The sequence below is a fragment of the Hyunsoonleella sp. 2307UL5-6 genome (assembly GCF_047345485.1).
Lineage (GTDB): Bacteria > Bacteroidota > Bacteroidia > Flavobacteriales > Flavobacteriaceae > Jejuia.
This window is the reverse complement of sequence record NZ_JBLFEN010000002.1, coordinates 231,354-245,855: the sequence shown is the minus strand read 5'-3', so window position 1 is coordinate 245,855 and position 14,502 is coordinate 231,354. Positions and strand designations below refer to the sequence as shown.

The following is a 14,502-nucleotide window of genomic DNA, read 5'->3' as shown; positions in this document are numbered from 1 at the left end:
ATTAAACGATAATCTAATTGATTTATTCCTTAGGGGTGAAAATTGCTTTTAAAAAGGCATAACGATGTGGAACATTTGTTTTTACCCACGTTTCGATATCTGAACTTAAACGACCTGGATATTTTTCCATGGTGTAAACAAAAATTGCTGTTTCTGCTAAATCTTCTTGTTTAGGTTTACTTTCTGCATAAGCTGTAATATATGTTTTGTCTTGGGTTTGAGCTGTTTTCCAACCCTTACTTTTAGCATATAATAAATCTAAGGCTACGTGAATAGATTCATGAAACACCGTTTCTTCTAAATCATTATTACTAATTCTGGTATCCATATTATCAGAATATAGCACAAAAAATTTACCCGCATCTTCTGCAAAAGCAGTGGAATCTCCTTTGTGTATTACAACATGATGTAGTGCCTCTCTCATAAAGTTAGGAAGCTTACCGAGTTTATCGGTAAGTTTATCAACATATATTTTTGCAGCAGCTTTACTTCCAAAATCACTATGTGCCCATATTTCAACCTTTTTATTATTCTTAAAAGTAGCTTTAAAAATATAGGTGTTTTCATCAAAAAGTTCATCATTCTCAGCTCCAGGCATTTCTTTTGTGTCTTGCCCTACATAAATAAGGTTTAAAAATGCATCAGGATCTGTAGATGTTATAAAATCTATATCGGTTGATACTATAGAATTCCTGAATAGAGGTGTAGTGTTTTCTGTTTTCTCAACGTATTTAGTTTCTGAACTACTAGAGTTTTTTTTGTTTTCTACTTTTTGCTTGCAACTAAAAGCTAGCACTACTATAAAAACACCGAGTATACTTTTTATTTTCATTCAAAATTTTTGTTTGATATGTACATCTAAAACTGTAAGGTTAGAATGTAATATTTAATTTTTTATAATGGCTCAAAAAATAGCGTACCAAATGTTTCTGCACCAGAACCATCAATTAAAATAAATTCAGAAAACTCAATAAATCCCTCGGCATTTGAGTATCCTCCAAAAGCGCTAAAGGTATATGTTTCAGTGCCGTTATCTGTTTCGCAGGTAAACATGGTTTCACCTATAATAACCTCAGAGCCACCTTCCTCTTCTCCAAAGAAAACATCAATTTCAAAATCATTTGTACAACCTAGGTTTAAAAAATCACCTGACAATGTATATTCATTACAATTTTCCATATTTTGAGTTAATATACCAATGCCAAAACTTTCACCGGCTTCTGTATTTACAATAGTATTGTATTCGCCTTCAAAACTACATCTGTCTCTTTCGTCTCCGCCACCGTCATCGGCAGACTGTTCTATAAATAGATTGCCAGTTATTGTTGCTCCGCCACCTGTAAGTTCGTAATCAAAAAACTCCATAAATCCATCATTCCCACTAAAAAATCCAACGGCATTAAAGGTGTAATCTGTAGCTTCTCCTGCTTCATTTATACAACTAAACATAGCGTTTTCAATAATAGCATTGCCTTCGTTTCCACCCTCTACAAAAGGATCTAAAAACAACAGGAATTCAATATCATCGTTAGTACATCCTAAATTTAAAAAGTCGCCGCTAATTGATATTTCATTACAACTATCTAATAAAGAAGCTACAACAATATTTTCGCCATTATTAGAATCGTTAGTTATTAGTTCGCCTTCAAAATTACTAAAGTCAAAATTCAAATTACAATCATCACCTCCTCCGTTATCATCTCCAGGGTCATCTAAACGTCTAATATTTAAAGTAGCTTCTAGAGTACCGTCTGGGGTTATCATGGTGTAGTTTAATTCTGCTCTAGTTAATTCGCCTTGATATATACCTGTACCTTCTATTGTAAATTCTGTGGTTTCAGTACCATCTTCTGATAGACAAGAGTAGGTTGTTGATGGTACAGTGATTGTGCCTTCTGAAGAGTTTGGTGCATTTGGGGTGAATATGAATAGAATTTCAACATCATCATTAAAGCACCCTTGATTAAAAATACCACCACCTGAGAAAATATACTCTCCACATTCTACGCCTAAACTACCTATAGTTACACCTTCTCCGTTATTAGAATCTACTGTTCTAAGTTCTCTAACGAAATTAGATAAGTCGAAATTTAAATTACATGGCCTGTATGGATCTGTTCCATATATAAATTCGTCTATATTAGTAATTAAATCACCATCACAATCTGCGCTTCCCCAAGTTGGGTTGTCTGAATTAAAACCTATATAACCTATTTCTTGTGCTGGTACACATGGATTTTCTGGTGCTTCATCTAAAAAGTCTGCCACACCATCACCATCAGTATCTACTGTGTTTTCGTCTAAATAAGGATTTCGTGCTTGGTCTTCAAACTCATCAGCATTAGATACACCATCACCATCACAATCAGAATTTTGCCAAATAGCACTAAACACATTAAAACCTGTATATGCCATTTGTTGAGCAGGCAGACAGGGATCGTCTGGAAATTCATCTAGACTATTAAGTACACCGTCACCATCATTATCTGCAGCTTCACTTATAAATTCTTCATTCTCAACACACGAATAGTTAAAAACTAATGTAAATATTGCTAATATTAGTGGCCATTTTATATGTGTTTTATTTTTCATAATTCTAGTTTTGTATTTTATGGTGGCTATTTATTTGTTACGACAAAGGTCTTATAATTAGAGTTCCTGTTGTAACACGTTCTTCCTCTGGAATATCGTCTCCTAATTCTGTTATGGTATACGTAAACTCTACAGTACTTGAAGCACCCGCATAACTACCAAAACCTTCTACGGTAAACAATCTACTTGAGACTCTATCTTCTGATAAACACGAATATTCGGTAAGATTTACAACTATAGTACCGTTTGATGACGTTGGATCGTTAGGTGTAAAAAAGAATGGTATACTTAAGTCTTCATTAAAACAGCCTTGGTTAAATAAACTACCGCCTGTAAAGAAAAAAGTACCACAATCTTCTCCAATAACGCCTATGGTTACGCCTTCACCGTTATTAGAGTCTACGGTTCTAAGTTCTCTTTCGTAATTACCTAAATCAAAATTTAATATTTCATTACAAGGTAAATCAGGAAGCGGATATGGCGACTCTCCATTTGCTAATTCATCAGCATTAGAAACGCCATCATCATCACAATCTCCCATTGCCCATACTTCATTTTCAGGATTAAAATCTTGGTAACCTGCAAATTGTTCTGGCAAACATGGATTATTAGGCTCTGGGTCTACATCATCGCGAACACCATCACCATCTGCATCTCCAATAGTAGATTCGTCTATATATGGATTTCTGCCACTATTCACTTCATCTGCATTAGTCATTCCATCATCATCACAATCGGCTGCTCCCCATATACTATTGAATGGGTTAAACCCTGTATACGTTAAATCTTGAAGTGGTACACATGGGTTGTTAGGATCGGTATCACTGTTGTTTTCTATACCATCTCCATCGGGATCATTTAAGTTTCTTAGTATAGTAACATTTGATATTCTTGTAACGTTACGTTTTTTTACTTCTACAGTTAAATTAATTTGATTGGTAATATCTGCATTAAAAACCTCTGGATTAGCAGCAATAATTTCTCCGTAACGTATCCCTAAAACCACACTATTTTCTGGGGTTTGAGATAATAGAGTATAGGTAACCTCGCCACTGTTAGAGCTTCCGCGAAGAAACCCCAATGTATCACGTTGCTGTACCACTACGGGTGCGGTAATTGTAAAATCCTCTGTATTAACAGTTATTCCTGAAATACTATCGTCAGACTCATTACATGAAACGTAAATTACTATAAGTAATACGCTAGCTATATATTTATATAATGTTTTCATAATCGTTTCTGTTTAATATTTACTGTCTAGGGTTTTGTTCTATTTCAGGATTTGCAACAATGTAGTTGTTTGCAATTGGGAGTGCCCAGTTTAAACTGTTAGGTTCTACAACTACGGTTTCTCCCTCAAAGGTGTGGGTTACCGTTATTTTTTGTTCGTCAAAACGGTTATAGCGTTTTATATCAAAAGTTCTTAGTACACTTGGTGCTTTTTCCCTGCGTATTTCATCTTTTACAAATGCTAATAAATCGTCTTCATCTGTAATATTTACAGGTGTGTACGTACCATTCTCAAATCTATTACTTCGTAACATGTTTAAATCCCTATTTGCTTCAGCCACATTACTTAACCTTGTATGACATTCCATTCTTATCAAATACAAATCTGCGGTAGTTAATGATACATTGGTATTATTGTTTGCACGATGTGCTACAAAAACAGGATTATCTATTGGTGCGAAGAAATATGTATTAGCATCTGCAAACCAGCGTTGTCTTAAATCGTTATCTGCATATAAACTATAGAATTCTGGTGTAGATACTATGGTAAATCCTCCGGAATCTTTAAACCAAATGAGTTGAGGATCTTCGAGAGCCAATGGAAAAGCTATCACATTGGCGTCTCTCGGATCGGTTGGATCGCTATTAATATTTCGGAGTGTATTTTTTAAGTTTAAGCCATTATTAGCTGCATTAAGTGCTTCTTGATATCTGCCTTGATATAATAAAACACGAGCTAAAAAAGTATATGCGCCCGCTTTGGATGGTCTAAATGTTAAATTAGCTGGTTGTAGATCTGGTAATGCGTTAATATTATTATTGATATCTGAAAGTATTATATCGTAAATATCCTGTACAGATGCTCTAGTAAAATCTGCACCTTCTAAATCTATACCTTCTCTTATTGGAACGCCTAAATCTGTGCTTGCAGTTTCAGGATTATAATGTACACTGTAGATGTTTACTAAATTAAAATATGCAAATGCGCGCTGTAAAGAGGCATCTGCTCGTAATGCTGCAATTTCTTCTGAGGTGCCGTTTTCAACTGTTTTTAAGCCTTCTAAAACTACGTTGGCAACGTATATTTGATTGTAATAGAGTATCCATGTATTATCATCACCATTATCAGTAGATATTTGATCTCTAAATAAATACATGTTGATTTGCTCTGGGCTTATCCCAAAATTAGCACGTACCTGTTCTGAAAGAAAATAATTGTCGCTTGCTAAAATTGTAAAATCATGGTGAGACCCGAAACCTTGTGTAAAATTAATATTTGGATCTGGCTCTACCTGATCTAATAAGGCTCTAAACTCTTCTACTTTTGTAGGTATTACTTGCCCTTTAGGTTCAAAGTCTAAAAAGTTATCTCTGGTGCATCCTGTTAATAAGCATGCCACTGCTAAAATTGTATATACTGAATATTTCATAAATGTCTATATGAATTAAAAGTTTGCTGTAACGTTTAAAGTGAATGTAGCTGGAATTGGAATAGTTCTGCTAATTGGGTCTACATTCCACTTATTAAAATTCCACACCTTTAGATTGTCGCCTTGTATACTCATAGATAAATTACGCATTGCTAATTTATTTGCTAATTGCTCTGGAAAACGATACGATAAGTTTACCTGTGATAATCTAATGGTTGTAGCATCATCTGTATTTCTATCAGATTCATCAAGGTATAAGTACAACGGTGTTCCTGTTTCGTTTGGTGATGTTGTTCTCGGTACATCGGTTAGTAACTCATCTCCTGGTTGTTGCCATCTGCTTACCCAATCGCTAAACACATTAGTTCTAAAAAATCTTGGATCGTAATTTCTTTCAAACCTAAAGCGGTTACCACCAGAATAATTGGTTAGTACACGCAGTGATACGTTTTTATAACTAATGGTATTTACGACAGATCCTGTTTTATTTGGAGATCTAGAGCCTTCTCTTTTTAATGCTTCTATAGCGCCAATATCTCCGCCAACTTCTATCACCTCATTATTTTCATTAAAGAATGAAGGGTTTCCATTGCTATCTAAACCTGCATACCTAAAGCTAAAAAAAGCATCAACAGGCTCGCCAACTACAAATGCATTTGCATCGTATTGTGTGAATAGAAAAATCTCACCAGGATTACTTTCATCGATACTAGTTACTTTATTTTCATTGACACTGAATAGGATACGCATATCATAATTAAAATCTTTAGATTGAATAATGCGTAAACCTAAATCTAAATCAAAGCCTCTATTAAAAAGTTCGGCTACATTTAAAAATGAAGAGGATAATCCGTAAGTAGGGCTTAAGTTTCGTCTTGCTAATAAATCTTCACTTCGTCTGTCATAAAATTCTAAGCTTCCATAAATTCTATTATTAGCCATAGAAAAATCTAAACCTAAATTTAAAATCTTAGTTTTTTCTAAACGTAATGTTGGATTTGGAGGATTTGAGATGGTGAGGTAATTATTTAAAAAACTACCCGCATCTCTACCTTGTCTAGCTACAAGAAAAGGCGATGTATTTCTGTCTACGTTTCCACCAGATCCAAAGGTTCCTCTTAAATTAAGATTATTAAAAAACTTAGATTTGAAAAAAGGTTCGTTAGTGATGTTCCATTTAAAACCAGCAGAGAATAGTGGTGTATTTCTAAATTCTTCAGATGCACCAAAAAGGTTAGTATCGTCTAAACGTACACTTGCAGAAACTGTATAGCGATTATCATAATTATAAGCTGCATTAGCATAATACGATAAAAATCTATTTTCGTTAAATAATGTGGTTTCACCATCATTTATGAGGCGTTGCCCACCAAAAATAGCATCTTCAAATAATGTGTTTAAATTAGGCTGAGTAAATATCAAGGATTGATCGTCATAACCATATTTTCTATCTCTATTAAATTCTGTTATTTGTTTACGTACCTCATATCCTGCAATTGCATCAATATTATGTAAGCGATCTTTAAAATTTATAGAGTAGTTAATTTGAGCTCTAAATGTGTTATCTGTGGAGCTTCTGGTTGATGTATTTAATATAGATCCCACTGGTACTGGTAAATCAGATACTTGTCCGTTATCATCTAATTGTGCAAACCTATTTACGGTATTCCTAGTTAAAAATCTATTTTCGTTAAAAAGCTCTCTTCCAAAAAAGGCATTGTATAAATATTGGTAGCTTAAATCTACAGTTAGGCCTTTAGCAATTTCATAATTTATACCCGTTTGTAAGCGTATATCGGTAGATGTGGATGTGTCGTCAACATTATCAGATTCTTGCTTTAGGTTAAAGGTCCATGGATAAGGATATCCGTTTTGTTGTGCCAATTGTGAACTCTCAATGTTAACACCATTAAACATTGGTAAATAGTTCCCATTATCATCAACTATTCTTTCAAATAGTGGAAAATTATTTAAATAATCAACCGCGCCCGTACCAATACCTTCTTCACTTTTTGTTTGCGTAATATTACTAATAAAGCGTAATTTTAACTTATCGGTTAAGTTGTAATTTGCATTAAGATTTAGGATGAATTGATCAGAACGATCATTAACTTTTGCGCCTTTATTTTGATTATATACAAAAGACGAATTAAAATTGTGTTTTTCTCCACCGCTAGAAATACTAAGATTATATTGATTCCAGAGTTGTTGTCTTAAAAATAATCTTGAATATTCTTCGCGTCCATCGTTATTTCTAAGCGCATTTAGTCTAGCGTCTGCCGTAGCAATATCAATGTCACCTCTATTAAGACGCAATAGTGTCTCTCTTACAGCGTTGTTTTGAAATAGGGAAAATTCATTTAAAGACCCATTAAACAAATCTCTTTGTTGAGAAAACTGTTCAAATCGAAACAAATCAATTTGATAATCTACTTGAGTACTAGGATCTCCAAAAGGCGAATCAAAAATATCTTGTTTTAAAGTAACAGCTGAATTTACAGAAACGCTAACATTTAGTTTTTTGTTTTTTGAACCAGTTTTGGTGGTAATAACTATTACACCATTTGCTGCTCTAATACCCCAAATTGATGAAGCCGCAGCATCTTTTAAAATAGATATGCTTTCCACATCATTTGGATTAATCGTACTAAAGCCTCCTGATATAGCAAAACCGTCAACCACAACCAAAGGTTCTGTGGTGGCGTTTATAGAACTTCTACCTCTAATAACTAAACCTATGTTATTTTTTTCCTGTATGAAAGGATCAAACTGTACACCTGGAGCTTCACCTGCTATTTTAGAAATTATATTCTGTTCAATTTTTCTATCTAAAATTTTGTCATCTATCACAGCAAATGACCCTGTAGCACGCTCTTTACTAATTTTTTGATACCCTGTAGATACAATTTCTACACCTTCTAGTTGTTCAGCAGATGGTGTCATATTTACGTTGTAATTAGTATCAGTTCCTAAAATAAGTTCTTTGTTTGCAAAACCTAAATAAGAGAATACTAAGGTGTCACCTTTATTTGCTGTTATGGAGAAATTTCCATCAAAATCGGTAGATGTTCCTTTTCTAGTCCCTTTAATAACTATGGTAACACCAATTAATGGATTTCCTTTATCGTCTATTACTGTACCAGTTATTTGTTGTTGTTCAAGTTTTAAGTTAAGGGTTTCTTTATAGTGGTGTTTTTCTGCTAAGATATCATAGCCATAAATTTGTAGTGATACCAGATGTAAACCTAATAGCATTACAAATTTTAGAGAGACGTATTTAAGTTTGTTTTTCATGAATGTTAGTTTTTTATTAAAACATATATAACAATGATATAGGTATTGATAATAATTTAATAAATTTTGATATTATGTAATTTTTATTTAATAAAATTCAATTTAAGGGTATTATAATTTACTATAAAATTAGTTTTATTGAGAATAATTTAAAAGTTGATTTTTTGGTATAACCTGTTTTTTTTAGTTGAAACAATTTTTTTTATCCATTTCAAAGAAGATTCAATGGTCTTGTTAAGGTTGTGTTAATTAAAGAGTAAATAGCCGTATTGATTAATCTACTTTACAAACTAAAGTTATTTCAATTGGAGCGTTTGATGGTAAAGAAGCTACCCCAATAGCAGCACGCGTACCGATACTTTTTATTCCTAAAAAACTAATAAGGATTTCTGAGGCAAAATCAGCTAATTTAGCATGTTTAGTAAAGTTTTCTTCAGCATTTAAAAATACACTCATTTGTAATACAACAGAAATTCTTTCTCCAGCTATTAAACAATTTTGCGCAGCACCAAGGGCATTTAATACAGCTAATTCTGCAGCGTCTCTGTGAGATTCTAGAGTATCTGTTGTTTTTATTTTTCCAGTATACATTAATTTCCCAGCCTTACGCGGTGTCATGCCAGAGGTGTAAACAATATTTGCATGTCTTACGGCAGCCAAATATTTTCCTTGTGGTACAGGTGTTTTATCAATATTTATCATATTTTGTATATTTCTACCATTTTAACAATACGTGTTGCTGCGGCTATTGCCTTATCGTGGTCTTGAGAAAAATTTAACCTAATACTATCATTAAGTTGTGGTGCAAATTCAGATGCAGGAGTTACAGTTACTTTAGCTTGATACCTCAATAAGCGAACAAATGTGTTTAAATCAATACGTAGTGGTGGTAATTTTGGAAATAAGTAACTGCCTGCTTGTGGTGTTGCTACCTGTAACTGTGCACTTTTAAAAATATCAAGTAATTTGTCTCTAATAATTTCGTGCTCGCAAATCCGATTTTTCATCCAACCTTTGGGTTCGTTAAACCATGTTTTTAAAACGGCTTGATTATAACCAGCTGCTCTTAAGGAAACAATAGCCTGCAGTCGTTCCATCCTATCAATAATTTTAGATGTACCAAATGCAGCGCCTAGTCTATAGCCGCTTAACGATTCTGTCTTAGATGGTCCCATTATGGTAATAAGGTTGTTTGGTCGTACTTTGCAAGCACGAATATGTGTGTAAGTTTCATTACTATATAACATTCTAGAGTAAAGCTGATCTACAATAACAGTAACATCATAAATATTTGCTAGTACAGCAATTTTATTAATCATATCATTAGAATATACTAATCCTGTAGGGTTATTAGGTGTAGAAAACACTAAAACCTCTGTGTTATTTTTAAATGCAGCTTCTAGTGCATTTAAATCTAAACCATTTTGAGAAGGCGTTTCTAGATAATTTAATGGTATAGGTACAACGTCTCCACCAAAAAATTTAACTAGTTTTCTGTTGGCAAAATAATCAGGTTCTACAACAGCAACCTTAGTACCATTGGTTACTGTAGCACCAAGAGCCAGAAACAGAGCGCCTTGCGTTCCTGGTGTTATTATCAATTCTGTATCTGCAGCAATTGGTTGTGCAGTAAATTCTTCAAGCTTTTTAGCAATCAAGTTTCTAATTTGTAATGCACCTCTATATTCTGTATATGCTTGTGCGCCACCGTCTTCAAATCCTTCTTTCCATATCTTGTCTGAGTTAGGTGTTGGAGGAAACGCATCTACGTCACCATGTGAAAAATCAACAGGTAATCCCTCAAGTTTATCACCAATCATAATGGTTTCAAGATCTTTTATACTTTGTCTTACTTCTTGCCCTGGTGCATTGTCTGCCGCAAGAGCTCTAAATTTATCATCTAATATTGTGTTTTCTTGATTTGTTATCATATATCTACTTTTATTTAGAAGTATGTCTATATTCTTTAAATTTGTTGTGTTTTATTAAGTATAATTAAATATTTAATGAGAAATCACAAATTTATAACCAATTTAAGAGTGATTGAAATTGAATAGGCGTTTTTTTGATATATTTACCGTTTAATACACAGTATTTGTTTTTCAAAAAATTGATTCAATGGTAGATGATACGGATAATAGGTTATTAAATGTTTTAAAAGAGAATTCGCGATTATCCTTTGCCGATTTAGGTAGAAAGATAAATTTATCACCATCTTCTGTGAGAGAGCGTGTTCAAAAAATGGAAGAAGAAGGAATTATTAAAAAGTATAGTATTCAAATTGATAATAAATCAATTGGTTATGATTTAGAGGCTTTTATTCTACTTAAAGTATTTCCTGGTAAATTAAAGTATGTTTTAAATAAGGTTGTTCAGTTTCCTGAAATTACAGCAGCACATCGTATTACTGGCAATCAAAATATTCATTTAAAAGTAGTTGTAAAAAATCAATTATGCTTGCAAAAATTATTAGATAAGCTAATGCAGTTTGGAGATACTAATACGTTTTTAATTCTTTCTGAAATTGAAGATTAAGTCCTAGTATTTTTTAATCTAATAAATAGCTGAGATAGGTAATGCACTGATTATGTTTGTGTAGCAATTTTTTAAAGTAAAATGTATCGTTAAAAAAATAATAATAATACAGTGATTGTTTTTTTACCTGTAGCCAATAATTTAAATATTATTGGTTACAATATTGAGAAAAAACAGTTCGCCAATATATTATGATACATATGCTTTACAGAGATTTTTGATAGTATCACTACTATATTTAACATTATCTTAATTTTTTTAAAATACGTGTTAAGATAATCTCTATCTTTAATATTTATATTTGTTAGTTATGGTTGAAAAATGCACTTGTAATGGAGAAACAGCTGAATTAATGCTGAAAAATTTAGCAGATTGTTTGAATGTAGATTATACTGCAGAAAACAATGAATACTGTTTTGATGTTGAAGATAATTTAGGTTCGGGCTATTTTAGAAGCATTCAATTTTCTCATGGCATATCAGTAATAGAATTTGATGTATTTTTAAAAAAACCACTACATATTACTTTTGAAAAAGGACATTTAAACCCACTTAGAATACTGTTTAATAATGATCAAAATATTATACACACTACCAGCCAAGAGCAGAGTGAAATAAAAAGTAAAGTAGGAAAACTACAAAGGCTTATATTTTCCTGCGGCGTTAAGTCTGAACATAAAGTTTTGATAAACAAAATGAAGCATACATCCGTGTTTATGATTAATGTGAATCGAAAAGATTTCGAAAAAAAAATAGATTCATTTTCAGATGAGGTTTCTGATGAATTGGCTTTAATTTTTAAGGATTTAAATGGTATTAATCACGTTTATAGTCAAGACTATTTTTCTTTAGAGATCTCTAAATTAATAGAAGAATTTAAAACTTCAGAATTAGACGAATTTATGAAACCAGTATATTTGGAAGGAAAAACTTATGAGATTCTTACCTCTCAAATTCAAAAATTTTCTGATAATTTGAAGGGTAAAAATATGGATAAGCTTTTAAGAAGATCTACTATTGAAAAAATAGAGAAGGCTGTAGTTATTATAAAAAACGAACTAGAATTACGAATTAACGTTCAAAAGTTAGCTAAAAGAGTAGGCCTAAACCCTAATACACTCCAATCTGGTTTTAAAGTACTTTTTGATACATCGGTTAACGAATATATAAAAAATCATAGACTAGAACTCGCTAAAACACTTCTTGAAAAATCGGAATTAAACGTTACCGAAATTACTTATAAAATAGGTATAAATAGTCGTAGTTATTTTTCAAAACTCTTTAAAGACCGCTATGGTATCTCTCCAAATGAGTATTTAACACAGATTAGAGAGCAAAAATCTGCTTAAATTTTATTTTCGTATAAAACATTGTTAATTAGTATTTTACGTTAATAAAAGAACTCCTAATAAAACGTTAAATAGACTAATTGTGTTAATCAAAGTTTCAATTTTGTTAAACACTATCAGATTGTTATGTTTTTTTTGTGTTACTAATTATTACTTATAAATGCCAGCCAAATATTTATAACTCAACACAAACTTAGAGTTTAGTATTAATTTATAGCAAGAAAATGACAATTATTGAAATTGCAAATAATAAAACGGTATCAATTATCGAGCAGTTAAAAGAACGCTTAGATGGTACTGTTAGAAATATTTATGGTGAAGAAATTTTAGAATTTAATAATAAAATTGGTTGTGGCACTATTAGAAATGTGGCTTTCGATTGGGGCATCACCTTATTGGATTATGATGTGTGTTTTAACGAAGATTTAAAAATAGTTTACAAACTTACCGAGAGCTCTCCAGTTGAGTTTTTGTTTATTTCTAAGGGTATGATGCAATATAGTGCAGATAATACTGATTATGTAGAGTTAGATAGATTTCAAAATGTTATAATATCTAATAAATTAAATTCTAAAAATGTTTTTGTATTCCCAAGTACTGTTGATGTGCAATTAAATGTCATACAGGTTACATCAAGTGAATATGAAAAGAAAAAAAATAATAATATAAATAGTTTGCCAGAAAAACTACTATCTGTTTTTAAAGGCAGTAATGAAAATTTACCATACAAGCATTTTGGGGGACATAATTTAAAAATTGCTAGTGTAATTAAAAACTTAAATAATACGCAGGGTTCAGGTATTATAAAATCTCTGTCTATAGAGGGGCAATTAAACTTAATATTAGCATTACAAATTGCAGAACATAAAAACTTCATCAATAAAAATGTACTCCCAGATTCGTTATCTCAAAACGATATGAAAAAGGTGCATGATGTTGCTAATTATATTGTTAATAATGTCTCAAAATATATGTCTATAAAATCATTGTCTTCCTTATTCGGATTAACGCCAAAAAAATTGCAATCCGGGTTTAAGCTCTTATATTCAAAGTCTGTTAATGAATACATTAGGCAAATAAAACTTGAGATTGCTAGAGATTTAATTAAAAATACAGATAATTCAATTTCAGAAATAGTATACAGTATAGGTTATAGAAGTAGGAGTTATTTTTCTAAAATATTCTATGATAAATACAGTATTTTACCTACAGACTATAGAGATTCTATTAAAAAAGGTCTAAAAGCTAAAGCGGAATAGCCAACGATTCATAATCTGATGGGTCTAAAAACGATTCAAAAAGTATACTGTTTTTATAAAATTCTCTGGCTATAGGGTGGCATTGAAAATTTAGTGCATCAAACTCCTGATTAGGGTTTTCTATAATATCATTATAATTTGAAGAAAGCCAATTGTTATAATTGTCTCCAGAAATTATTAGTGGTATTCTTTTGCTGATATTATGGTATTTAGATGCTTTTTTTGAAATGTTTGTTAAAATCAAACTTACAGTAATATAACCATCATACGTGGTGTTGTAAACTCCTGCAATAGCAAATGGTGTTTTTGATTTTGGGTAGGCATAAAAAGGATAAATTTCTCCTTTTGATAAATAGGTGAGAAAAAAACCTGTAACAATAATTACACAGCGTTTTTCTAATGAAAATTTATCTGAATATTCTAATTCATTAATGTTGAAATTTAGAGTATTTTGTGTTTTTTGATAAACGCTCCAATCTTCTTTATAACCTTGAGGTAAAATCCCCCAAATTCCAAATTGTATTTCTTGAGTATTATCGGCTGTTATAACAGGTAGTAACTCTTCCTTTAAACCATTTATCAAAGGGTTTTTTTGATATATGTGAGGGTATTTGAGTGGCATATCAAATACTAGTTCCATATCTTCAATAGTGGCAATATTTGATAGTTTATAATACATAAGATTATTTCTTACCGCAAGTACCGATTTTTTATTAGTAAAAGTTAATCTTAAACCTAAAATATTTAACTCAATACATTCATTTTGTGTTAAATAGCGTTAATGTTGAAATTCAGTTGATTAATCAAGTAAAAC

The 14,502-nt window shown here is 31.7% G+C and carries 11 protein-coding genes; 3 read left to right on the top strand and 8 right to left on the bottom strand.

What is annotated here, in order from left to right; translation table 11 throughout:
* Window positions 1-22 precede the first annotated feature (22 nt).
* The 7 genes from ACKGJY_RS04565 to ACKGJY_RS04535 all read right to left on the bottom strand — a co-directional run bounded on the left by ACKGJY_RS04565 (window position 23) and on the right by ACKGJY_RS04535 (window position 10,477).
* The gene (locus ACKGJY_RS04565; RefSeq protein ID WP_413972672.1) at window positions 23-832 is read right to left on the bottom strand and encodes a hypothetical protein; all 810 of its coding nucleotides are present in this window, start codon (window positions 830-832) and stop codon (window positions 23-25) included.
* 62 nt (window positions 833-894) lie between these two features.
* Window positions 895-2,592, bottom strand: coding sequence for a hypothetical protein (locus ACKGJY_RS04560; RefSeq protein WP_413972671.1), 1,698 nt, complete (start codon window positions 2,590-2,592; stop codon window positions 895-897).
* Window positions 2,593-2,629: 37 nt separating this feature from the next.
* A complete protein-coding gene (locus ACKGJY_RS04555) occupies window positions 2,630-3,823 on the bottom strand; it encodes a hypothetical protein (RefSeq protein ID WP_413972670.1) in 1,194 nt (397 codons plus the stop codon).
* Window positions 3,824-3,842: 19 nt separating this feature from the next.
* The gene (locus ACKGJY_RS04550; protein ID WP_413972669.1) at window positions 3,843-5,252 is read right to left on the bottom strand and encodes a RagB/SusD family nutrient uptake outer membrane protein; all 1,410 of its coding nucleotides are present in this window, start codon (window positions 5,250-5,252) and stop codon (window positions 3,843-3,845) included.
* A 15-nt stretch (window positions 5,253-5,267) separates the two neighbouring features.
* Complete coding sequence (locus ACKGJY_RS04545; protein WP_413972668.1) at window positions 5,268-8,546, bottom strand: SusC/RagA family TonB-linked outer membrane protein; 3,279 nt, start codon at window positions 8,544-8,546, stop codon at window positions 5,268-5,270.
* Window positions 8,547-8,819: 273 nt separating this feature from the next.
* Complete coding sequence (locus ACKGJY_RS04540) at window positions 8,820-9,248, bottom strand: RidA family protein (protein ID WP_413972667.1); 429 nt, start codon at window positions 9,246-9,248, stop codon at window positions 8,820-8,822.
* On the bottom strand, window positions 9,245-10,477 hold the full coding sequence (locus tag ACKGJY_RS04535; protein WP_413972666.1) for a pyridoxal phosphate-dependent aminotransferase: 1,233 nt from the start codon (window positions 10,475-10,477) through the stop codon (window positions 9,245-9,247). The genes ACKGJY_RS04540 and ACKGJY_RS04535 overlap by 4 nt, the downstream gene beginning before the upstream one ends.
* Before the next feature lie 187 nt (window positions 10,478-10,664).
* On the opposite strand from ACKGJY_RS04535, the gene ACKGJY_RS04530 reads away from it, so the two are divergent.
* From ACKGJY_RS04530 to ACKGJY_RS04520, 3 genes are all read left to right on the top strand, one after another.
* On the top strand, window positions 10,665-11,081 hold the full coding sequence (locus tag ACKGJY_RS04530) for an Lrp/AsnC family transcriptional regulator (protein ID WP_413972665.1): 417 nt from the start codon (window positions 10,665-10,667) through the stop codon (window positions 11,079-11,081).
* 352 nt (window positions 11,082-11,433) lie between these two features.
* Window positions 11,434-12,429, top strand: a complete 996-nt coding sequence (locus tag ACKGJY_RS04525) for a helix-turn-helix domain-containing protein (protein WP_413972664.1) — start codon at window positions 11,434-11,436, stop codon at window positions 12,427-12,429.
* 224 nt (window positions 12,430-12,653) lie between these two features.
* Window positions 12,654-13,688: a helix-turn-helix domain-containing protein gene (locus ACKGJY_RS04520; RefSeq protein ID WP_413972663.1), complete on the top strand. Its 1,035-nt coding sequence runs from the start codon at window positions 12,654-12,656 to the stop codon at window positions 13,686-13,688.
* Here the strand turns inward: ACKGJY_RS04520 and ACKGJY_RS04515 are convergent.
* Window positions 13,675-14,367: an SOS response-associated peptidase family protein gene (locus tag ACKGJY_RS04515; RefSeq protein WP_413972662.1), complete on the bottom strand. Its 693-nt coding sequence runs from the start codon at window positions 14,365-14,367 to the stop codon at window positions 13,675-13,677. The genes ACKGJY_RS04520 and ACKGJY_RS04515 overlap by 14 nt on opposite strands.
* Window positions 14,368-14,502: the final 135 nt, after the last annotated feature.

Coding starts and splice junctions, on each gene's coding strand:
- ACKGJY_RS04565 (WP_413972672.1), bottom strand. CDS start 832: ATGAAAATAAAAAGTATACTCGGTGTTTTTATAGTAGTGCTAGCTTTT.
- ACKGJY_RS04560 (WP_413972671.1), bottom strand. CDS start 2,592: ATGAAAAATAAAACACATATAAAATGGCCACTAATATTAGCAATATTT.
- ACKGJY_RS04555 (WP_413972670.1), bottom strand. CDS start 3,823: ATGAAAACATTATATAAATATATAGCTAGCGTATTACTTATAGTAATT.
- ACKGJY_RS04550 (WP_413972669.1), bottom strand. CDS start 5,252: ATGAAATATTCAGTATATACAATTTTAGCAGTGGCATGCTTATTAACA.
- ACKGJY_RS04545 (WP_413972668.1), bottom strand. CDS start 8,546: ATGAAAAACAAACTTAAATACGTCTCTCTAAAATTTGTAATGCTATTA.
- ACKGJY_RS04540 (WP_413972667.1), bottom strand. CDS start 9,248: ATGATAAATATTGATAAAACACCTGTACCACAAGGAAAATATTTGGCT.
- ACKGJY_RS04535 (WP_413972666.1), bottom strand. CDS start 10,477: ATGATAACAAATCAAGAAAACACAATATTAGATGATAAATTTAGAGCT.
- ACKGJY_RS04530 (WP_413972665.1), top strand. CDS start 10,665: ATGGTAGATGATACGGATAATAGGTTATTAAATGTTTTAAAAGAGAAT.
- ACKGJY_RS04525 (WP_413972664.1), top strand. CDS start 11,434: ATGCTGAAAAATTTAGCAGATTGTTTGAATGTAGATTATACTGCAGAA.
- ACKGJY_RS04520 (WP_413972663.1), top strand. CDS start 12,654: ATGACAATTATTGAAATTGCAAATAATAAAACGGTATCAATTATCGAG.
- ACKGJY_RS04515 (WP_413972662.1), bottom strand. CDS start 14,367: ATGTATTATAAACTATCAAATATTGCCACTATTGAAGATATGGAACTA.